A 20,530-nucleotide genomic window follows, 5' to 3' on the forward strand; every position below is an offset into this window, starting at 1 on the left:
GGCCGTACCACCGGGATAGCCCGGGGTACGGAGAGCGCCGCAGCTACTGATGCTGCAGCGGTGGAGCCCGCCGCCAGGCCCGGATCGGGCCGGCGCCACTCCACCCGGGCGCGCCTTGCCCGGCTGGCCGGCCGCGGCAACCCCGGCTACTCGCCGATGCTGGAGCCGCTGCTGCGCACTGTCCGGGTCAATAACCCGCGGGAAGACCTGGACCTGATCCAGCGGGCCTACGTGGTGGCCGAGCGCAGCCACGAGGGCCAGAAACGCAAGAGCGGTGATCCCTACATCACCCATCCCGTTGCCGTGGCCACCATCCTCGCCGAATTGGGCATGACGGGCACCACGCTGGCGGCAGCCCTGCTGCATGACACCGTGGAGGACACCAGCTACACGCTGGAGGAGCTTCGCCGCGAGTTCGGTCCCGAAGTGGCCATGCTCGTGGACGGTGTGACCAAGCTGGACAAGGTGACCTTCGGTGATGCGGCCCAGTCCGAGACCGTGCGCAAAATGGTGGTCGCCATGGCCAAGGACATCCGCGTCTTGGTCATCAAGCTGGCCGACAGGCTGCACAATGCCCGGACCTGGCGTTTCGTTTCGCCGGAGTCCTCCGCCAAGAAGGCCCGCGAAACCCTGGAAATCTTCGCCCCGCTGGCACACCGCCTGGGCATGAACACCATCAAGTGGGAGCTGGAGGATCTTTCCTTCGCCGCCCTGCACCCGAAGGTGTACGACGAGATTGTGCGGATGGTCGGTGACCGGACCCCCGAACGGGAGAAGTACCTGGGCACCGTGCGGTCCCAGATTGCCGATGACCTGCACGCGGTGAAGATCAAGGCCACCATTACGGGCCGGCCCAAGCACTATTACTCCATCTACCAAAAGATGATTGTGCGGGGCAAGGACTTCGACGATATCCATGACCTGATGGGTGTGCGTGTCCTCGTGGACTCGGTACGCGACTGTTACGCGACCCTGGGCGCCCTGCACGCGCGGTGGAATCCGCTGCCCGGGCGGTTCAAGGACTACATCGCGATGCCAAAATTCAACATGTACCAGTCGCTGCACACCACGGTGATCGGTCCCGGCGGCAAGCCGGTGGAAATCCAGATCCGGACCCATGACATGCACCGCCGTGCCGAATACGGCGTTGCGGCGCACTGGAAGTACAAAGACGGCAGCAAGGGTCCCGAGGCCCCGGACGACATGGGATGGCTGCGCAGTCTGGTGGACTGGCAGCAGGAAACCTCCGATCCCGACGAGTTCCTGGATTCGCTGCGGTTCGAGATCAATGCCCGCGAAGTCTTCGTCTTTACGCCCAAGGGCGAAGTGATGGCGCTGCCGGCCGGTTCGACGCCGGTGGATTTTGCCTACGCCGTGCACACCGAAGTGGGGCACCGGACCATCGGCGCCCGGGTCAACGGCAAACTCGTACCGCTGAACAGCGAACTCCAGCACGGCGACTGGGTGGAGATCTTCACCTCCAAGGCCGAAGGCGCGGGTCCCAGCCAGGACTGGCAGGGATTCGTCAAGAGTCCGCGGGCGCGGAACAAAATCCGCCAGTGGTTCACCAAGGAACGCCGCGAAGAGGCGATTGAAAAGGGCAAGGACCTGCTGACCCGGGGGATGCGGAAGCAGAACCTGCCGCTGCAGCGGCTCATGACCCACGATGCGCTGGTGGCCGTGGCGGAGGAGCTGCACCACCAGGACATTTCCGCCCTCTATGCGGCGGTCGGGGACGGCCACACATCGGCGCAGAACGTCATCGAGCACCTGGTCAACCTGATGGGCGGGCACCAGGGGGCGGAAGAGGACCTGGCCGAAACGCCGGTATCCACCGCTGCCCGGCGTCCCAAGTTCACCGATTCCGGCGTCACCGTGCGCGGAACCGGCGACGTCTGGATCAAGCTGGCCCGCTGCTGTACTCCGGTGCCGCCGGATCCGATCATCGGTTTCGTGACCCGCGGCTCCGGTGTCTCGGTGCACCGCAGCGACTGCCGCAATGTCCAGGAACTCCGCGCCGTGCCGGACCGCATTGTGCCGGTGGAATGGGCTCCGACCCAGTCCAGTGTCTTCCTGGTCGAAATCCAGGTGGAAGCGCTGGACCGCAAGAGCCTGCTCTCCGACGTCACGCGGGTCCTGTCCGAGAACCACGTGAACATCCTTTCCGCCAGCGTCAATACGTCCAGTGACCGGGTGGCCATGTCGAAGTTTGTGTTCGAGATGGGTGATCCGAAGTACCTCAGCCATATCCTCAGCGCCGTGCGGAAGATCGACGGCGTGTTCGACGTCTACCGCACCACCGGTTCGCAGCGGCGGGTATAGCCGCCGGTAACCAGGCGCCGGGTTACCCGCCCGGCGCCTGGTTACCCGCCCGGCGCCTGGTTACCCGCCCGGCGCCGACGCGGCGTCGATGCGTTCGAGGGCCGCGGCTTTGCCCGGCACCCGCCGACCCGCGTCCAGCGCCCGCCGGACAAGTTCCAGCCGGCAGCCCAGCGCCGGATGGGCTGCCAGCCGCCGGAGGGCCGGTACGGCGTCAGCTGTGCGCGCATGCAGGGCTATATCGACGGCGGTACGCAGCGGCGATGTCACCGGCACCGTACCCACCAGGACACGGTCCGCCGGACCGAGAAGCACTTCATGCAGGACCGCCGTGCTGAAGGGGCGCAGGGCCCCGGTGCGGCTGCGCCGGTCCGCCATCACGTCCAGCCGCCGCGGCCGCGGTGCACACCCGTAAATCCAGGCCGCCGTCATCCTGCCCATGGTCAGCCGCGGCCGCAGGCCTGCGGGCAGTACCCGGGACGCGGCCAACGCCCGAATAACGGGGTCCGGCCGGACATCCCAGCGAAGGTAGGTCTCCGCGTACACATGCCGCAGCAGTCCGTCCATGGCCATGGCCTGCAGTTCTGCGTGGCCGAACGGCACGTCCGCGGTGAACAGGGCACCGCCCGTGGACGTGACCTGGGGGAGTGCTCCCGGAGAGGGAAAAAGCTGGGCCGGCATGGATACCAGCGTGCTCCGCGGCCCCGTAATGCGAAAGCCCCGCTGCTTCCGTTGTGGATAACGGAAGCAGCGGGGCCGGATGCCGCGGGCTGCTGCTAGGCGAAGTCCTGTGCAGACTTCTGCAGCATGGCCAGCCACTGCTGGCGGGCCTCGAGGGCCTCTCGTGCGTCGGCGATCTTCTTGGCGTTTCCGGCCTTCTCGGCCGCGGCAAGATCCTCTTCCAGGGAGGCGATGGTGGCCTCAAGCTGGGACAGTGCCGAGTTGGTGCGTGCCTTGGTTTCCGGGTTGCTGCGCTGCCAGTGCTCGTCTTCGGCGGCCTTGACGGCTTCCTCCACCTTCCGGATCCCGGCTTCCATGCGGCCCATGTCGGCGCGCGGTACCTTGCCGGCGTCCTCCCAGCGTTCGCGGATGGACTGCAGCGCCTTCCGGGCGGCTGCGAGGTCAGTGACCGGCAGCAGGCCCTGGGCCTCGGCGAGGAGCTCTTCCTTGACCACCAGGTTCGCGGCGAACTCCTCGTCGATGACTTCATTGGCCGCCTGGCGCGCCGCGAAGAACTTGTCCTGGGCAGCACGGAAGCGCGCCCAGAGGGCATCGTCATCCTTGCGGCTGGCCCGCTTGGAAGCCTTCCACTCGTCCATCAGCTGCCGGTATTCAGCGGCGGTGTTGCCCCAGTCCGTGGACGTGGACAGCTCTTCCGCACGGGCAATCAGTGCTTCCTTCGCGGACTTCGCCGAGGCATTTTCGCTGTCCAGCTGGGAGAAGTAGGCGCGGCGGTGCCGGTCGAACACGGTACGGGCGGAGCGGAAACGCTTCCAGAGGGAATCTTCGGCACTGCGGCCCAGCCGCGGGCCGTTCTTCTGCGCAGACTTCCAGGCGTCGAAGAGCTCGTTCATCCGGTTGCTGCTGGTTTTCCACTGGATGCTTGCCGGGTCCTTTGCAGCGATTTCCTCGGCCTCGGCCACAATGGCTTCGCGGGCAGCAAGCTCGCGGGCCTTGACGGCCTCCGCTTCGGCGCGTTCGGCGGCCTCGGCTTCCTTCAGGGCGGTCTCCAGCGACTCGACGCGGGCGTCCAGCGCCTTCACATCCCCAACCATCTTGCGCTCGGCGATCTGCTGGGCCAGGTGCTTCAGGGTCTTGCGGATGTCGGCGGCCGGGGCCTTGACCTGGATCCGCTGTTCCAACAGCAAAAGCTGGCTGGCGGCGTCGTCGTACTTGCGCACAAAGTAGGCCAGCGCCTCTTCCTTGGACGCGTCGGGGAACTGGCCGACGGGGAATTCCTCGCCGTCAACCAGAAGGAAGACATGGCCGTCCTCTTCCACGCGGGCGAACCGGGCTGCTTCTTCCAGCGGCGTGGAGTGGGCTGCGGGAGCGGCTACCACCGGCTGCGCGGCAGCGGCGGGCCCGGTGCCTGCGGCAGGGGAGGGGCGGCGGCCTGCGAGGGCTGCCGGGCTGGGAGCGGCAGGCCGGCTCGTCTCCGGAGCGGTCTGGGCTGCTGTTTCGTCGGATTTCTGACTGTCTGTCACCGCTAAAAGTCTTTCACTCGATGGATGGCAGTTTGCGAAGCCCGCGCCGCCACTTAATTCAGGGTGAACGAGTTAATCGTCACCGGGTCATTCGGTTGCCCATCGGCTGCCCCGGAAGCAATCCCCCGGGACGCAATGGACTCCACTACGTCAAGACCTGACGTTACCTTACCCATTATCGTGTAGCCGCCGGTTTCCTGCGTTATCACCGAATCCTTGTAAACGATGAAGAACTGTGTGCCGTGACTGTCGCCGTCAGCCCCGCGGGCCACGGCGATGCTTCCTGCCGGGTAAAAACCGTCTTCCGGGGTGTTCTCCACCGGACCCCAGAGGAATTCCTGGTCCGCCTTGCCGTCGCCGTTTTCGGAACCGCACTGCAGCACACCCATCTGCTCCGTGGCGGTCAGGCGGTGGCAGTCCTTGCCGTTGAAGTAGCCGTCGTCCGCGAGGGTCTTGAACACTGCCGCAGCCTGCGGTGCGGCACTGCCGTCCAGCTCCACGCCCACCTCGCCCTGGCCCAGCGCCAGTGAACCGGTGAAGGTTTTACCCTCGGCGAGCGACTTGTCCGGGATTTCCCGGGGCAGCCCCGCGCCGGCCTGTTCCTTCACCAGTGCCAGTTCCTCAGCAGTGGGATTGGAACTGAACCAGCTGATCTGCAGGGACACCGCCAGTGCCAGGACCACGGCCGCAGCAGCACCCGCGAACAGGTTGTCCCGCTTGCGGCGCCGGCTGCGCGACACGTCAAACGCCCGGCGGGCCTGGATCCGGGCCACCCGGCGCCTGTCTTCGCGGTTGGTGCGGTTTGCCGCCACAGTTGCCTCCTTGAGCGCGGTCGGGCCTCCCGGGTCCGCGCCCTGGCAGCAACGCGGTCTGCATCCAAGAGGCTAAAATGAGTGCCGCACATAGTTTACGCATGTCAGCGTGTGCATTTTTCTGTTTCGGCCGGGAGCGCTGCTGCCCGTGCCATCGCCCAGCTAAGGAGTTCGCCACCATGGCACGCAAGGCCTCACTGTCCGGTTTCCCCGAATGGCTACCGCAGGAGCGCCTGGTTGAACTCCATGTCCTGGACGTGCTGCGCCGAACGTTTGAACTGCACGGCTTCTCCAACATTGAAACGCGTGCCGTGGAGACAGTGGGCCAGCTGCTGCGCAAGGGCGAAATCGACAAGGAAGTCTACGCGCTGAGCCGGCTGCAGGCAGAGGAAGGGGAGGCCGCCGGCAAGGAGGACCCCAACCAGCTGGCCCTGCACTTTGACCTGACCGTGCCCTTTGCCCGGTACGTGGTGGAAAACGCCGGCCACCTCTCCTTCCCGTTCCGCCGCTACCAGATCCAGAAGGTCTGGCGCGGCGAACGTCCGCAGGAGGGCCGGGCCCGCGAGTTCACCCAGGCGGATATTGACGTGGTGGGCGACGGCGCACTGCCGTTCCGGTACGACGTCGAGCTGGCGCTGGTCATTGCCGAAGCGCTCGGCGCCCTGCCCATCCCGGACTTCAAGATCCGGGTCAACAACCGCAAGCTGGCCGAGGGCTTCTACCGCGGCATCGGACTGGAAGACACCGCCGGGGTGCTGCGCAGCATCGACAAGCTGGAGAAGATCGGCGCCGAAAGAGTTGCCGAACTGCTGCAGGAAGAACTCGGTGCCACGCCGGACCAGGCGTCCGCCGCCCTGAAACTGGCCTCCATCCGCGCCGAAGATATCTCCTTCGTAGATGAGGTCCGTGCCCTCGGCGTCAGCAACGAGCTGCTCGAGGAGGGCCTGGCCGAACTGGCGGAGGTCATCAGTGAAGCGTCCCGGCGGGCGCCGGGCCGGGTGCTGGCAGACCTGAGCATCGCCCGGGGCCTGGACTACTACACGGGCACCGTCTACGAGACCGTGCTGGTGGGCCACGAGGCGCTGGGATCCGTCTGCTCCGGCGGGCGGTATGACGCGCTGGCCAGCAAGGGCAGCCGGACCTTCCCCGGCGTCGGGCTGTCCATCGGTGTCACCCGCCTGGTCATGCGGATCCTCAGCCAGGACTTCGCGCAGGCCTCCCGCAGCGTCCCCACCGCCGTGCTGATGACCCTGGCCACCGATGATTCCTGGTCCGCAGCGCAGGACACCGCCGCGCAGCTGCGCAGCCGGGGGATTTCCGTGGAGGTTGCGCCCAAGGCGGAGAAGTTCGGCAAGCAGATTAAGTACGCGGACCGCCGCGGCATCCCGTTTGTCTGGTTCACCGCGGAAGACGGCAGCCACGAGGTCAAGGACATCCGCTCCGGCGAGCAGGTGCCGGCCGATCCCGCGCTGTGGACTCCGCCCGCAGAGGACCTCAGCGTGACGGTCGCCCCGGCATAGGGGCAGGTGCCCAGGGGCGGGCTTTTACGGCAGGCGATGGGGGCCCGCACCCTGGAGGGGTCCGTTCATGCCCGGCATGCGGACGTTCATCAGCACGACGTCGGCGGCGCGCTGTCAGCCGTGATGCTCCCGCCGGCCGCATTTAGCCGCGGACCGGCGGGACGCCTAGGCTTAAAGCATGCCTACCACCGCACTTTCCTCCACCCCGCCCTGCGCCGAGCTGCACCTGCACATTGAGGGAACCCTCGAGCCGGAGCTGATTTTCGAGCTGGCCCGGCGCAACGGCATCAGCCTTCCGTACGCCTCGCTGGACGAGCTGCGGGCACGCTACCGGTTCACCGACCTGCAATCCTTCCTGGACCTGTACTACGCCAACATGGACGTACTGCGCACAGAGGCCGACTTTACGGACATGACCCGCGCCTACCTTCGCCGGGCGGCCGCCGCCGGTGTGCGGCACGTGGAGATGATGATGGACCCGCAGGCCCACCTGATCCGCGGGGTCCCGCTGGAAACCTCCGTGCGGGGCGTCTGTGCCGCTTTGGCGGCCAGCGAGGAGGAATTCGGCATCTCTTCCTCCCTGATCGCCGCGTTCCTGCGGGACCGCCCGGCAGAAGAGGCCCTGGACGTTCTGGAAGACCTGCTGGCCATGGAGGCCCCCATCATCGGCATCGGGCTGGACTCCGCGGAACTGGGCAACCCGCCTGAAGCCTTCATCGGGCTGTACCGGCGGGCCAGGGAAGCCGGGCTGCGGACCGTCGCCCATGCCGGGGAAGAAGGACCGTCCCATTACATCGAGCAGGCCTTGGACCTTCTGCTGGTTGACCGGATTGACCACGGCATACGCTGCCTGGACGACCCGGACCTCGTGCAACGCCTGGTGGACGAGAAAATCCCCCTGACCATCTGCCCGCTGTCCAATGTCCGGCTGCAGGCGGTGGACACGCTCGCGGAGCATCCCCTGGCGCAGATGCTTGACCACGGACTGAACATTTCCGTGAACTCCGATGATCCGGCGTACTTCGGCGGCTATGCGGATGACAACTTCCAAGCCGTGCAGGAAGCCTTCGGACTAAACCGGGCGCAGCTGGCACGGCTGGCGGCGAACTCCATTGAGGCGTCCTTCGCCCCGCCCGGACGCCGGGAGGAACTGCTGCTGGAGGTGCGCCGCTGGGAGGCCGCGGGGGCCTAAAGGGTCGGGTCCGGCTTGGTGTTACGCGGACGGCGGAAGCTCAGACGCACCACCAGGCCGGCCACGAGGATGATCAGCATGAGGGAAATGGACAGCGGCGGAAGCGCCAGCGCCAGCAACAGTGCTCCCACGGTGCCCGCAACGTTCAGGGCCCGCGGAGCGTACCGGCTGCGGTCCTTGAGCATAAAGGCGCACACCGTGGTGATGGCGGCGTAAAAAAGCAGGGCGAAGGAAGCCATCGCGATCAGGCCGTCCAGGTCCCCGATCAGCACCAGGGCAACCACCACGGCCGCGCCCAGGATTTCCGCCGCCCACGGGGTTCGGCCATCCGATCCGGCGCGGCCCGGCCGGCTGCGGCCGAGCACCGCGGGCAGGTCACGGTCTGCCGCCATCGCGGCTGCAGTCCGGCCCGCCGATTCCAGCAGCACCCAGATCCCGCCCAGCGCTGCGGCGGCCGCCGCCAGCACAATGGCGCCGGTTCCCACGTTTGCCCCCACGCTCTGCATCGGATCAAGCAGCGGGGCCGGTTCCGCGGCCAGCGCCGCAGCCCCGTAGTAGGCGAGCAAAGACTGGCCCATCAGCAGGTAGAGGACAAAGGCCACGGCTATGGCCGCCGGGATGGCCAGCGGAAGGTTGCGCGAGGGGTTGCGGATCCCCTTTCCCAGGGTGGCGAGCTTGGTGTAGCCCGAGAAGATGAAGAACAGCAGGCCCGCGCCCTGCAGCATTCCCGCCGCGGACGGCTCAATATCGGCACCGACCCGGACCGGCTGGTTGGGCGCTTCGTTGAAGAGGACCACCACTGTGAAGGCAAGAATGGCAAAAACGAACGCCAGGATAAACCGGGTGGCCCAGTTGCCCCGGTTCACGCCCGCCAGGTTCACCGCGGACATCACGACGACGGCGCCCACCGCCCCGGCGACCGGATACTCGGGAACAACATAGGCGCCGAACGCGAGGGCAAGGACGGCGGCGGAGAGCAGCAGCCCCCACAACAGGGTCCAGCCGGAAAAGAAACCGCTGTACGGGCCCAGCAGGATCCGCGCAGCCGTGCGGGCGGTTGCATCCCCGCCCCGGTCTTCGGGGAGCCGGCGGGACACCGCGCGGCTGAGCTGGAACGTGGACATCGCGCACAGCAGCGCGACAAAAGCGGCGATGCCAAGCGAAAGCGCCAGGGCAGGCCCCGCGGCGGCGGCTGCCGGCGAAAAAGCGACGAATGCACCTGCCCCTACGATGGATCCAATGCCGGCAGTGGTGGCATCAAAGCCGCCGAGGGGAATGCGCGGCTGGGTGTTGCCGGACAAATGACCTTCCAATCGGTAGGGACTTGGCAGGGTGGGGGGTGGTTCACCGGTAAACTCTGAAGGAGACAGTGTATTCACAATGGGCGGAAACAATGGTTTCCGCAAGTTTTTCGAAAGGACAGCTGTGCTGCGCACTCATGCCCTTGGTTCCCTGAGGGCCGAGCATATTGGACAGACCGTTACTCTTGCAGGCTGGGTCGCCCGGCGGCGCGATCACGGCGGTGTCGCCTTCCTCGACCTGCGCGACGCCTCCGGCGTGGCCCAGGTTGTGGTGCGTGAAGAGGATGTCTTCCACGGACTGCGCAACGAGTACGTCCTGCAGATCACCGGCACCGTGCAGAAGCGGCCGGAGGGCAACGAGAACCCGGCCCTGGCCACGGGTGAGATTGAAGTCATTGCGGACAAGACCGTCATCCTGAACACCTCGGACCCGCTGCCGTTCCAGATTGACGAGCACGTGGAAGTTGGCGAAGAGGCGCGCCTGCGCCACCGCTACCTCGACCTGCGCCGCCCCGCACCGGCCGCGGCCATGCGCCTGCGCTCCGAAGCCAACCGCGTTGCCCGCGAACTGCTGCACGACGAGGGCTTCGTGGAAATCGAAACCCCCACGCTGACGCGCTCCACCCCCGAAGGCGCCCGCGACTTCGTAGTCCCGGCACGCCTGGCCCCGGGCTCCTGGTACGCCCTGCCGCAGTCTCCGCAGCTGTTCAAGCAGCTGCTGCAGGTTGGCGGCTTCGAGAAGTACTACCAGATCGCCCGCTGCTACCGTGACGAGGACTTCCGCGCGGACCGCCAGCCGGAGTTCACGCAGCTGGACATTGAGGCCAGCTTCGTGGAGGAAGACGACATCATTGCCCTCGGCGAGCAGATCGTGAAGTCGCTGTGGAAGCTGATCGGCGTCGACATCACCACGCCCATCCCGCGCATGACCTACGCCGATGCGATGGCCCGTTACGGCTCCGATAAGCCGGACCTGCGGTTCGGCCTGGAACTGACCGAACTGACCGAGTTCTTCAAGGACACCACCTTCCGCGTCTTCCAGGCCCCGTACGTGGGCGCCGTGGTGATGCCGGGCGGCGCCTCCCAGGCCCGCCGCACGCTCGATGCCTGGCAGGAATGGGCCAAGCAGCGCGGCGCGAAGGGCCTGGCCTACGTGCTGGTCCAGGAAGACGGCACGCTGACCGGGCCGGTGGCCAAGAACCTCACCGACTTCGAGCGGGAGAACCTGGCCGAAAAGGTGGGCGCCAACCCCGGTGACTGCATCTTCTTCGCCGCGGGTGACAAGAGCGAGGCCCGTGCCCTGCTCGGTGCCGCGCGTGTGGAGATCGGCCACCGCACCGGCCTGATCGATCCCAAGGACTGGGCCTTCGTGTGGGTTGTCGACGCGCCCATGTTCGAGCCGGCGTCGGCAGCAGTGGCCGCCGGCGACGTCGCCGTGGGCGGCGGCGCCTGGACGGCCGTGCACCACGCCTTCACCTCGCCCAAGCCCGAGTTCATGGACACCTTCGACACGGACCCCGAGTCGGCACTGGCCTACGCCTACGACATTGTCTGCAACGGCAACGAAATCGGCGGCGGTTCCATCCGTATCCACCAGCGCGAGGTGCAGGAGCGCGTTTTCAAGGTGATGGGCCTGAGCCAGGAAGATGCCCAGGAGAAGTTCGGCTTCCTGCTCGAGGGCTTCAAGTACGGCGCCCCGCCGCACGGCGGCATCGCGTTCGGCTGGGACCGCGTGGTGGCCCTGCTGGCCGGCACCGACTCCATCCGCGACGTCATCGCCTTCCCGAAGTCCGGCGGCGGCTACGATCCGCTGACCGCGGCTCCGGCGCCGATCACCGCGCAGCAGCGCAAGGAGGCCGGTGTGGACTTCAAGCCGGAGGCCAAGAAGGCTGAGGACAAGAAGGACGACGCCAAAAAGGCCGACGATAAGAAGTAGTACGCAGCACTGCGTACGTGCCCGGAACGCCATTGGCGGTCCGGGCAGTTCTTTTTTGCGTGTCATCCCGCACGCGGCGCTGCAGGCGGCCAGCGGGTCCTTGCCGGAGCCCGGCACGGTTAACGTCCGCCGTCTTCGTCTTCCGCGCCGGGTAGACGGAGAGGCTAGAGTTTGAGCATGAGAGAGCGCTGGTTCAAACAGGTGGATGTCTTCGGAACCCGGCCCTATCTGGGCAACCCGGTGGCCGTGGTGCTGGATGCGGACGGGCTTTCCGAATCCGCCATGGCCGCGTTTGCGCGCTGGACCAATCTATCCGAGACAACGTTCCTGCTGCCGCCCACCCAGGCCGAAGCCGACTACCGTCTGCGGATCTTCACCCCCGGCGGGGAGATTCCCTTTGCCGGGCATCCCACCCTGGGCAGCTGCCACGCCTGGCTGGAGGCCGGCAATACACCGCACTATCCCGGCGTCGTCATCCAGGAATGCGGCGTAGGGCTGGTGACGCTGCATGCCTCCGCCGGGATGGCTGCCTTCGGCGCGCCCCCGCTGATCCGCTCCGGCGAGCTGGAGGACGCCGTGCTGGCACAGGCCACGGCAGCGCTGGGGCTGAGCCCCGAGCAGGTGCAGGCCTCGAACTGGATCGACAACGGACCGGGCTGGCTCGGCCTGCTGCTCCGCGACGCCGACACCGTCCTGTCCCTGAAACCCGACGCCGGTGCCCTCGGCAGCCTTGCCGTGGGAGTAATCGGCCCGCACCGTGACGGTGCTGAAACGGACTTCGAAGTCCGCGCCTTTGCCCCCGGCCACGGGGTTCCCGAGGACCCGGTCACCGGAAGCCTGAATGCCGGACTGGCGCAGTGGCTCATGGGGGCGCACCTGGCGCCGGAGCGGTACACCGTCACCCAGGGAACCGTGCTGGGCCGCGACGGGCTGGTCCGGATCTTCTCGAGGGACCGGAAGATCTGGATCGGCGGGGAAACCGCCACCTGCATCGACGGCACCGTCAGGATCTAACCGGGCATGTTTACGCTCTCTTCCCTGCGTCATGCCGTCGTCGGCGCCCCCATGGCCGGCGGGCCCTCCACCCCGGAACTGGCGGCAGCGGTGAGCAACGCCGGCGGGCTGGGCTTCCTGGCCGCCGGGTACAAGAGTGCCGGCGCCGTCGCCGAAGAAATAACCCGGACCCGGGCGCTGACCGGTCTGCCGTTCGGCGTGAACCTCTTCGTTCCCGATGCTGCCAACACCGGCGGCTCCGGAACTTCCGGCCGGGTGGCTGAGGCCCTGGCGTACCGGGAACACCTGGCGGGGGAGTATTCGGCGGATCTGCTTCCGCTGCCGGACCCGCAGGACGATGACGGGTGGGAGGCCAAGCTCGACCTGGTCCTCGGGCTGCAGGTGCCGGTGGTGTCCTTTACCTTCGGCCTGCCGGGCGGGGACGTCATTGCGGCGCTCCGGACGGCCGGCACCGCCGTCGCCGTCACGGTCACTGCAGTTGACGAAGCTGAGCCGGCCGTTCGGTCCGGTGCCCGGATCCTGTGCCTGCAGGGCCCGGATGCGGGCGGCCACCGGGGAACCTTCAACGCCGACGCCGAACCCCCTGCTCAGCCGCTGGATGAGCTGCTGCGTGCGGTCCGCACCGCAGCTCGGGGTATGGCTTCCGACGTCGAACTCATTGCTGCCGGCGGAATCTCCACCGCTATGGACGCGCAGGCCATGCGCAATGCCAGCGCGGACGCCGTCCAGATTGGCACCGCCCTGCTGCTGGCCCCGGAAGCAGGAACCAGCGCCGCGCACCGGGCAGCCCTGCGGGATCCTCAGTTCACGGCCACCGGCCTGACCCGGGCCTTCTCCGGCCGCACCGCGCGCGGCCTGGCCAATCGGTTCATGGCCGAACATCCGGATGCCCCGGCCGCCTATCCGCTGGTCAACCAGATCACCAAGACTCTCCGGGCGCGGGCCTCAGCCGCCGGCGATCCGCACGGCACCAGCCTGTGGGCCGGAACCGGCTGGCGGGCCGCCGGCGTTGAACCGGCTGCCGCGGTGGTTGAACGGCTCAGCACGAAGGCTGCCGCTAGGGCAGGGTGATCCGGACCAGTACCGAGCAGGCATCGCGGGCTGCCTGTGCCAGGACGGCGGCCTTCGGATCGGGAACGTCCAAGGGACGCAGCCGGGGGAGACCGGCCCAGCGGGAAAACGCCCGGTGCCCGGCCACCAGTTCGGCCAGTACCCGGTCCCCGCCGAAGACCAGATACTCCGGAGCCGCAGCACTGAAGGCCGCAGCCGCGTGTTCGGCGACGGCCGTCACCAGGGCATCGGCCGCGTTGCCGCGCCGGGTGTTGGGGGAACCGGTTCTCGAAGCAGTTAGCCGGCCTTCCCGTGCCACGCCCACGGCGTAACCGCCGCGGCGCACCAGCACGAGCCCCAGGGTCCGTGCCTGGCCGGCCAGGGAGGCAAGGCGTTCGACGTCGTCGGCTCCCCGCCCCGGCCGGCCGTCCGCCGGCCACGGCGCGTACAGCCGGGCCCGCGCGCCGGAGGTGGCCTGCAGGGAGAGCCCGTCATGTTCGGGCACCAGCTCGATCCCGCCCTGGGCAGCTTGGAACCGCTGCACCCATCCGGCCAGCCGCTCGGCGGTGACGTGGACGGTGCGCGAGGCGGGCATGGCGGAGTCTGCTTTCGGCCGGCGGGGGTGGACCAGCTCAGGTTACGGCACGAGTAGCCTTGAACCGTGAATGGTTTGCCGGGGAATGATTTGTTCAGCGCTGACGGGGACGACGAAGAGTACGACGACGCCGGGTCCCCGGGAGCTGCCAGGCTGCGGCTGCGCAGCCCGCTGGCCGTGCGGATGCGCCCGCGCACGGTGGACGAGGTGGTGGGACAGCAGCACCTGCTCGGTCCCGGCTCGCCGCTGCGGACACTGGCGCAGTCCGCGGATGAACGCAACCCGGCCGGTCCCTCCTCGGTGATGCTCTGGGGGCCGCCCGGAACCGGAAAGACCACGCTGGCCCATGTGGTTGCGCGCGGCACGGGGCGGAAGTTCGTTGAACTCTCTGCCATCACGGCAGGTGTCAAGGACGTGCGCCGGGTGATGGAACAGGCCCTGACGGACCGGGACCTGCACGGGGTCACCACCATCCTCTTCCTGGACGAGATTCACCGCTTCAACAAGGCGCAGCAGGACGCGTTGCTCCCGGCGGTGGAAAACCGCTGGGTGGTGCTGATGGCTGCCACCACTGAGAATCCGTCCTTCTCCGTGGTCTCCCCGCTGCTCTCCCGGTCCCTGCTGTTGACCCTGAAGCCGCTGACCGAGGCGGATATTTCCGCCCTTCTTCTCCGTGCCGTGGAAGATGAACGCGGGCTCGCGGGGCGCGTGACCCTCAGCGACGAGGCCCTGGAGCACCTGGTCCGGCTGGCAGCGGGAGATGCCCGCCGGGGACTGACCGCGCTGGAGGCCGCGGCCGGCGTCGCCTACTCCGAGCGTGACGAGGACACAGAGGTTCCCGAAGTTACCCTCAAGCACGCGGAAGAGGCCCTGGATGTCGCAGCATTGCGCTATGACCGTGCCGGTGACCAGCACTATGACATCACCAGCGCGTTCATCAAGTCCCTGCGGGGCTCGGACGTCGACGCCGCGCTGCACTACCTGGCCCGCATGCTGGAGTCGGGGGAGGACCCCCGGTTCATTTCCCGGCGCCTGATCATCTCAGCCTCCGAGGACGTGGGCATGGCGGATCCGACGGCGCTGCAGACCGCGGTTGCCGCGGCCCAGGCCGTCCAGCTGATCGGCATGCCCGAAGGCAGGATCATCCTGGCAGAGGCCGTGGTGCACATTGCCACGGCGCCGAAATCCAACGCCGCGTACAACGGCATTAACGCAGCAATCGCCGATGTGCGGGCCGGACGCGGACAGGGAGTTCCGCCGCACCTGCGGGACGCCCACTATCCCGGCGCCAAGCAGCTGGGCCATGGCAAGGGCTACAAATACTCCCACGACGCCCCGCACGGAGTGGCACGCCAGCAGTACGCTCCGGATGACCTGGTGGGGCGGAACTACTACGAGCCCACCGGCAACGGCGTGGAACGGGACATTTCAGCCCGGCTGGACCGGCTGCGCGGAATCATCCGGGGCGAAAAGTCCTGACCGGTGTTTCGCACGGCGTTTGCCGGACCGGTTTCATGGGCAGGACGGCGGCAGCACCGTGTTAGCATTGATGGTTGACTGGCAAGCCCAAACGCCGGCTCCCTCTTCCCCGTAGTGAAAATTATGGCGGCAGCGGTGTGTCCGGTGTACGGGTCTGTAGCAGACGGCAGCGGTTGGCCGGAGCTCTCCCACATGGAGGCCAGCATATTTCGCAGCAGTCACGGCATGCATCACCGCCGTGGCCAAACCGCCAAACAGTGAAAGGTGAACGTGGCTAACAACACACGTGCACGCCGTCAGGCCCGCGCTTCGCGCGCCCTCGGCATTGCTTTGACCCCCAAGGCAGCAAAGTACTTCGAGCGTCGGCCTTACCCCCCGGGTGAGCACGGCCGCGCCCGTCGCAAGCAGGACAGCGACTACGCCGTACGTCTGCGCGAAAAGCAGCGTCTGCGTGCCCAGTACGGCATCCGCGAAGCACAGATGACCCGTGTCTTCGAAGAAGCCCGCCGCACCGCAGGCCTGACCGGTGAAAACCTGATCGAACTGCTCGAAATGCGTCTCGACGCACTCGTGCTGCGTGCCGGCTTCGCCCGCACGATCGCCCAGGCCCGCCAGCTGGTTGTGCACCGCCACATCCTGGTTGACGGTGCCCGCGTGGACCGCCCGTCCTTCCGCGTTTCCGAAGGCCAGCTCATCCACGTGCACCAGCGCAGCGAGACCATGACGCCGTTCCAGGTTGCCGCAGCCGGCGCCCACCGCGACGTCCTGCCCGCCGTTCCGGGTTACCTCGATGTTTCCCTGGACAAGCTGCAGGCACGCCTCGTGCGTCGCCCGAAGCGTTCGGAAGTCCCCGTGACCTGCGAAGAGCAGCTCGTGGTGGAATACTACGCACGCTAATAGCGGGACTATTCCCGTTTACTGAACAGCCCGTGGCCCAGTGCCGCGGGCTGTTCCGTTATCCGGGCCCCTGCCGTGCCGTGGCACATGCGGCAAAAGTAAGTGCCGCGGCCCTGCAGTAGGTAAGGTACTTATGGCAGAACCAGCCGAGTTCTGTAAATCATGAAAGTTTTTTCCGAAGGAGTCCCATGTCGGGTGGAGATATAGCCGGTCTGATTGCAGCGGGCGTGTTCGCCGTGCTGGTGGCGTTGCTGGCCGTGCCCGTCTGGAAACTCGGGAAGGTTTTCGATGAGATGCGCGGTGCCATCCGCACCCTCAGCGAGGAGACCACTCCGCTGATCGATGAGGTCACCACTACGGTCTCCACCACCAATCTGCAGCTGCAGAAGGTGGACGGCATTTCTTCGAATGTCTCCGACGCCTCGGCAAACCTCTCTGCCCTGTCCTCGTTGGTGGCAGCCACCGTAGGATCGCCGCTGATCAAGGTCTCGGCGTTCAGCTACGGCGTGCGTTCCGCCCTCGCCTCCCGGCGGAGCAGCGGCCGCGGCCGCCGCAGCCGCTAGCACGCACCAGCACATCCCCACAGATCAGGAGCCAGCCATGATGAAGCGCGTATTCTGGATGTCCATCGGCGTCGCTATCGGCGTGATTGCCGTCCGCCGGGTATCGGAAACCAAAACCAACCTGAAGCAGGCCGGGATCAACCGCGCCGTAGACACCGCCGCGGACGCGGTGCAGAGCTTCGCCGAGGCCCTGCGGGAAGGCATGAGCCAGCGCGAGGGAGACCTGCGCGCCGCCCTGGGCCTCGACACCCCGGACTCCGCCGCTGACACCATGCGGACCGTCCGCCGCTAAGCCGCGGCACCAGCAGTACCGCACGACGCCCCATCTGCCGTGCGAAACCAGAATTACCGGAAGGGTATAGAAGCACCATGAAGTCCCACGAGATTGCACGCCGCTGGCTGGATTACTTCAGCTCCAAGGGGCATACGGTGGTGCCCTCGGCGTCACTAGTCTCCAACGATCCCTCGCTGCTGTTCACCGTGGCAGGCATGGTGCCCTTCATTCCCTACCTCACGGCCCGGGAAAAGGCGCCCTACAACCGCGCCACCAGCGTGCAGAAATGCATCCGGACCGCTGACATCGAAGAGGTGGGCAAGACAGCCCGCCACGGCACGTTCTTCCAGATGGCCGGCAACTTCTCCTTCGGTGACTACTTCAAGGAAGAAGCCATCACCTACGCGTGGGAGCTGCTGACCTCCGACGTCGAAAAGGGCGGCTTCGGCCTGGACCCCGCCCGCCTCTGGGTCACCGTTTACGAAGACGGTGACGAGCGCGACGACGAGGCACGTTCGATCTGGCGCGACAAGATCGGTGTCCCGAACGAGCGCATCATCGGCACCGGCAAGGCTGACAATTACTGGAACACCGGCCAGGCCGGCCCCGGCGGCCCCTGCTCGGAAATCTACTACGACCGCGGACCGGCGTACGGGCTGGAAGGCGGCCCCGCCGTCGACGAGACCCGCTACATCGAAATCTGGAACCTGGTCTTTATGCAGTACCAGCTCTCCGCCGTCCGCTCCAAGACCGACTTCGATGTTGCCGGTGAACTGCCGCAGAAGAACATCGATACCGGTCTCGGCCTCGAGCGCCTTGCCATGATCCTCCAGGGCGTGGAGAACATGTACGAGACGGACCAGGTCCGTCCGGTGCTGGACAAGGCAGCAGAGCTTTCCGGCAGGACCTACACCAGCGCCGAGGATCCCTCGGATCCGCACCACACCGATGACGTGCGCATGCGGGTGGTGGCCGACCACATCCGTTCGGCCCTGATGCTCATCTCCGACGGCGTCAGCCCGTCCAACGAGGGCCGCGGCTACGTCCTGCGCCGCCTGATCCGCCGTGCGGTGCGCGCCATGCGCCTGCTGGGTGTCGAAACGGCCGTACTGCCGGAACTGCTGCCCGTCTCCCGGGATGCCATGAAGGGTGTCTACCCCGAGGTGGAAGCGGACTTCGCCCGGATCAGCCGCATTGCCTACGCCGAGGAAAAAGCGTTCCTGCGCACCATCGCCTCCGGCACCGAGCGGCTGGAAGAGGCCGTCAAGGTCTCCAAGGCCGCCGGTACACCGCTCAGCGGCGAAGAGGCCTTCGCCCTGCACGACACCTACGGATTCCCGATCGACCTCACCCTTGAAATGGCCGAGGAAGCCGGACTCAAGGTGGACGAGGCAGGCTTCCGGTCCCTGATGTCCGAGCAGCGCAAGCGCGCCCAGGCCGATGCCCGCGGCAAGAAGCACGGCCACGCCGACCTCTCCGTCTTCAACGAAATGCTGGCGGCGGGAAACACTGTCTTCACCGGCTACGACGAGTTGAGCACCGAGTCCAAGGTGCGCGGCATCATCTCCGGCGGGTCCCGCGTGGAATATGCCGGCCAGGGCTCGGAAATCTCCCTGGTCCTGGATGAGACCCCGTTCTACGCCGAAGCCGGCGGCCAGGCGGCGGATACCGGCCTGATCACCGGTGACGGCTTTGTTCTGGAAGTGCAGGACGTCCAGCGCCCGGTGAAGGGCCTGAGCGTGCACAAGGCCATTGTCCGCGAAGGCGAAATCGCAGCCGGCGCCAATGTGCTTGCCGCCGTCGACGCCCAGCGCCGGCACGAGGCGGAGCAGGCGCACTCCGGCACGCACATCGTGCACGCCGCCCTGCACCAGATCCTCGGCCCGGAGGCCCTGCAGCGCGGTTCCTTCAACAAGGCCGGCTACCTGCGCTTCGACTTCTCCTGGGGCGAGGGTCTTTCCGACGCCGCGAAGTCCGAGATCGAAGAGGTCTCCAACCTCGCCATCCGCAGCAACTACCAGGTCGAGACCAAGATCATGTCCCTCGCCGAGGCCAAGGCCCTGGGCGCCACGGCACTGTTCGGCGAAGCCTACGGCGACACCGTGCGCGTGGTGGAAATGAACGGCGACTGGTCCCGCGAACTCTGCGGCGGCACACACGTGGCATCCACCTCCCGCATCGGCAGCCTCACCCTGCTGGGCGAACAGTCAGTGGGATCCGGTAACCGCCGCGTGGAAGCCTTCGTTGGTATGGACGCATTCCGCCACCTGGCCGCCGAACGGGCACTGGTCAACGAGCTCTCCGAAATGCTCAAGGTCCCCTCCGTGCAGCTCCCTGACCGTCTGGCCGCCACCCTGGCCAAGCTGAAGGCGACGGAGAAGGAACTCGAGAAGCTGCGCCGTGAGCAGCTGGCCGCCTCGGCTGCAGCCCTGGTCGGCACGGCAGTGGACGTGGACGGTGTCCGCCTGCTGGCCCACAACGCCGGTGAAGTCGGCGGCGCCGACGACCTGCGGACTCTTGCCCTGGATCTTCGTTCCCGGCTAGGCAGCGAACCCGCCGCCGTAGCCGTGGCCGGAGTGTCCAACAACCGCCCCGTGGTGATTGTGGCCACTAACGAAGGCGCACGTGCAGCCGGCGTGAAGGCCGGAGCCCTCGTCAAGACCGCCGCCGGCGTGCTTGGCGGCGGCGGCGGCGGCAAGGACGACGTCGCCCAGGGCGGCGGATCCGACGCCGGCAAGATCGCGGAGGCCCTTACGGCCATCCGCGGGGCCGTGGCCGGACGAAGCTGACTTGTCCGGGTCTGCGGCCCCCGCCGGGGTCAAATTGGGTGTCGATGTCGGCCTGGTACGGGTCGGCCTGGCAGCCAGTGATCCCGACAGCGTCCTGGCCATGCCGGTCAGGACGCTGAAGCGTGACGCAAAGAAGAACAGCGACATCCGTGTGGTGGTCCGTGAGGCCGCGGAGCGGGATGCCGTGGAGGTGTTTGTCGGCCTGCCGCGCAGCATGCGCGGGGGAGAGACCGCTTCCACGCAGATGGCGCGGGACTACGCGCAGGCGCTGGCCCAGGCCCTGGCAGATGCCGGGCAGACCCAGCAGGTACGGCTCGTGGATGAACGTCTCACGACGGTTTCCGCGCACCGTTCCCTGCACGAAGCTGGAATGAACAGCCGAAACCACCGTACAGTGGTTGATCAAGCGGCAGCTGTAGCTATCCTGCAGCAGTCTATTGACACACAACGATCCCTGAACAGGGACGTGGGGGAGCTGGTTACACCGCGCCGGCCGCACCGCACCTGCGGGACGCTGCCGGCCCCGAATGAGGAGTTCACAATTTCGCAGGACATCGAGCGCGACGGCGGTAACACGCCATGAGC

At 67.1% G+C, this 20,530-nt stretch carries 17 protein-coding genes; 12 read left to right on the forward strand and 5 right to left on the reverse strand.

Going from position 1 to position 20,530, the window contains the following annotated elements:
• The first annotated feature begins 156 nt into the window (after window positions 1-156).
• Window positions 157-2,322 carry a RelA/SpoT family protein gene (locus tag AC5RTS_RS00220; RefSeq protein ID WP_493990473.1) on the forward strand — a complete coding sequence of 722 codons (2,166 nt, stop codon included), beginning with the start codon at window positions 157-159 and terminating at the stop codon, window positions 2,320-2,322.
• 60 nt (window positions 2,323-2,382) lie between these two features.
• Here AC5RTS_RS00220 and AC5RTS_RS00225 read toward each other — a convergent pair whose 3' ends face one another.
• The 3 genes from AC5RTS_RS00225 to AC5RTS_RS00235 form a co-directional block, all read right to left on the reverse strand.
• Window positions 2,383-3,000 (reverse strand): type IV toxin-antitoxin system AbiEi family antitoxin, encoded by a 618-nt coding sequence (locus AC5RTS_RS00225; protein ID WP_493990076.1) that lies wholly within the window; start codon window positions 2,998-3,000, stop codon window positions 2,383-2,385.
• A gap of 95 nt (window positions 3,001-3,095) precedes the next feature.
• Window positions 3,096-4,523, reverse strand: coding sequence for a DUF349 domain-containing protein (locus tag AC5RTS_RS00230; RefSeq protein WP_493990077.1), 1,428 nt, complete (start codon window positions 4,521-4,523; stop codon window positions 3,096-3,098).
• Window positions 4,524-4,576: 53 nt separating this feature from the next.
• A complete protein-coding gene (locus AC5RTS_RS00235) occupies window positions 4,577-5,335 on the reverse strand; it encodes a peptidylprolyl isomerase (RefSeq protein WP_493990078.1) in 759 nt (252 codons plus the stop codon).
• 179 nt (window positions 5,336-5,514) lie between these two features.
• On the opposite strand from AC5RTS_RS00235, the gene hisS reads away from it, so the two are divergent.
• Both hisS and AC5RTS_RS00245 read left to right on the forward strand, forming a co-directional pair.
• On the forward strand, window positions 5,515-6,855 hold the full coding sequence (hisS, locus tag AC5RTS_RS00240) for a histidine--tRNA ligase (protein WP_493990079.1): 1,341 nt from the start codon (window positions 5,515-5,517) through the stop codon (window positions 6,853-6,855).
• 178 nt (window positions 6,856-7,033) lie between these two features.
• On the forward strand, window positions 7,034-8,047 hold the full coding sequence (locus AC5RTS_RS00245; RefSeq protein ID WP_493990080.1) for an adenosine deaminase: 1,014 nt from the start codon (window positions 7,034-7,036) through the stop codon (window positions 8,045-8,047).
• Here AC5RTS_RS00245 and AC5RTS_RS00250 read toward each other — a convergent pair.
• Complete coding sequence (locus tag AC5RTS_RS00250) at window positions 8,044-9,348, reverse strand: APC family permease (RefSeq protein ID WP_493990081.1); 1,305 nt, start codon at window positions 9,346-9,348, stop codon at window positions 8,044-8,046. The two genes, AC5RTS_RS00245 and AC5RTS_RS00250, sit on opposite strands and share 4 nt — an antisense overlap.
• A gap of 124 nt (window positions 9,349-9,472) precedes the next feature.
• Here AC5RTS_RS00250 and aspS point away from each other — a divergent pair, with 124 nt between their 5' ends.
• The 3 genes from aspS (at window position 9,473) to AC5RTS_RS00265 (ending at window position 13,369) form a co-directional block, all read left to right on the forward strand.
• Window positions 9,473-11,284, forward strand: coding sequence for an aspartate--tRNA ligase (gene aspS, locus AC5RTS_RS00255; RefSeq protein ID WP_493990082.1), 1,812 nt, complete (start codon window positions 9,473-9,475; stop codon window positions 11,282-11,284).
• Window positions 11,285-11,461: 177 nt separating this feature from the next.
• Complete coding sequence (locus tag AC5RTS_RS00260; RefSeq protein WP_493990083.1) at window positions 11,462-12,298, forward strand: PhzF family phenazine biosynthesis protein; 837 nt, start codon at window positions 11,462-11,464, stop codon at window positions 12,296-12,298.
• A 6-nt stretch (window positions 12,299-12,304) separates the two neighbouring features.
• On the forward strand, window positions 12,305-13,369 hold the full coding sequence (locus AC5RTS_RS00265) for an NAD(P)H-dependent flavin oxidoreductase (protein ID WP_493990084.1): 1,065 nt from the start codon (window positions 12,305-12,307) through the stop codon (window positions 13,367-13,369).
• Here AC5RTS_RS00265 and AC5RTS_RS00270 read toward each other — a convergent pair.
• Window positions 13,356-13,943, reverse strand: a complete 588-nt coding sequence (locus AC5RTS_RS00270) for a Vms1/Ankzf1 family peptidyl-tRNA hydrolase (RefSeq protein ID WP_493990085.1) — start codon at window positions 13,941-13,943, stop codon at window positions 13,356-13,358. The genes AC5RTS_RS00265 and AC5RTS_RS00270 overlap by 14 nt on opposite strands.
• Window positions 13,944-14,009: 66 nt before the next feature.
• Here AC5RTS_RS00270 and AC5RTS_RS00275 point away from each other — a divergent pair, with 66 nt between their 5' ends.
• The 6 genes from AC5RTS_RS00275 (at window position 14,010) to ruvX (ending at window position 20,528) form a co-directional block, all read left to right on the forward strand.
• The gene (locus tag AC5RTS_RS00275) at window positions 14,010-15,422 is read left to right on the forward strand and encodes a replication-associated recombination protein A (RefSeq protein ID WP_493990086.1); all 1,413 of its coding nucleotides are present in this window, start codon (window positions 14,010-14,012) and stop codon (window positions 15,420-15,422) included.
• Between the two features lie 270 nt (window positions 15,423-15,692).
• Window positions 15,693-16,319: a 30S ribosomal protein S4 gene (gene rpsD, locus AC5RTS_RS00280; RefSeq protein ID WP_146361840.1), complete on the forward strand. Its 627-nt coding sequence runs from the start codon at window positions 15,693-15,695 to the stop codon at window positions 16,317-16,319.
• Window positions 16,320-16,507: 188 nt separating this feature from the next.
• Window positions 16,508-16,882 carry a DUF948 domain-containing protein gene (locus AC5RTS_RS00285; RefSeq protein WP_493990087.1) on the forward strand — a complete coding sequence of 125 codons (375 nt, stop codon included), beginning with the start codon at window positions 16,508-16,510 and terminating at the stop codon, window positions 16,880-16,882.
• Window positions 16,883-16,922: 40 nt separating this feature from the next.
• Window positions 16,923-17,174, forward strand: a complete 252-nt coding sequence (locus AC5RTS_RS00290) for a hypothetical protein (protein ID WP_493990474.1) — start codon at window positions 16,923-16,925, stop codon at window positions 17,172-17,174.
• Window positions 17,175-17,251: 77 nt separating this feature from the next.
• On the forward strand, window positions 17,252-19,945 hold the full coding sequence (alaS, locus tag AC5RTS_RS00295; RefSeq protein WP_493990088.1) for an alanine--tRNA ligase: 2,694 nt from the start codon (window positions 17,252-17,254) through the stop codon (window positions 19,943-19,945).
• 1 nt (window position 19,946) lies between these two features.
• Window positions 19,947-20,528 (forward strand): Holliday junction resolvase RuvX, encoded by a 582-nt coding sequence (gene ruvX, locus AC5RTS_RS00300; RefSeq protein ID WP_493990089.1) that lies wholly within the window; start codon window positions 19,947-19,949, stop codon window positions 20,526-20,528.
• The last annotated feature ends 2 nt before the right edge of the window (window positions 20,529-20,530 follow it).

The sequence above is a fragment of the Arthrobacter sp. MDT1-49-2 genome (genome assembly GCF_059090185.1).

What these genes read in the sequence shown, in the direction of transcription:
- AC5RTS_RS00220 (WP_493990473.1), top strand. Translation starts at nt 157, where the DNA reads ATGCTGGAGCCGCTGCTGCGCACTGTCCGGGTCAATAACCCGCGGGAA.
- AC5RTS_RS00225 (WP_493990076.1), bottom strand. Translation starts at nt 3,000, where the DNA reads ATGCCGGCCCAGCTTTTTCCCTCTCCGGGAGCACTCCCCCAGGTCACG.
- hisS (WP_493990079.1), top strand. Translation starts at nt 5,515, where the DNA reads ATGGCACGCAAGGCCTCACTGTCCGGTTTCCCCGAATGGCTACCGCAG.
- AC5RTS_RS00245 (WP_493990080.1), top strand. Translation starts at nt 7,034, where the DNA reads ATGCCTACCACCGCACTTTCCTCCACCCCGCCCTGCGCCGAGCTGCAC.
- AC5RTS_RS00260 (WP_493990083.1), top strand. Translation starts at nt 11,462, where the DNA reads ATGAGAGAGCGCTGGTTCAAACAGGTGGATGTCTTCGGAACCCGGCCC.
- AC5RTS_RS00265 (WP_493990084.1), top strand. Translation starts at nt 12,305, where the DNA reads ATGTTTACGCTCTCTTCCCTGCGTCATGCCGTCGTCGGCGCCCCCATG.
- AC5RTS_RS00270 (WP_493990085.1), bottom strand. Translation starts at nt 13,943, where the DNA reads ATGCCCGCCTCGCGCACCGTCCACGTCACCGCCGAGCGGCTGGCCGGA.
- AC5RTS_RS00285 (WP_493990087.1), top strand. Translation starts at nt 16,508, where the DNA reads ATGTCGGGTGGAGATATAGCCGGTCTGATTGCAGCGGGCGTGTTCGCC.
- AC5RTS_RS00290 (WP_493990474.1), top strand. Translation starts at nt 16,923, where the DNA reads ATGAAGCGCGTATTCTGGATGTCCATCGGCGTCGCTATCGGCGTGATT.
- alaS (WP_493990088.1), top strand. Translation starts at nt 17,252, where the DNA reads ATGAAGTCCCACGAGATTGCACGCCGCTGGCTGGATTACTTCAGCTCC.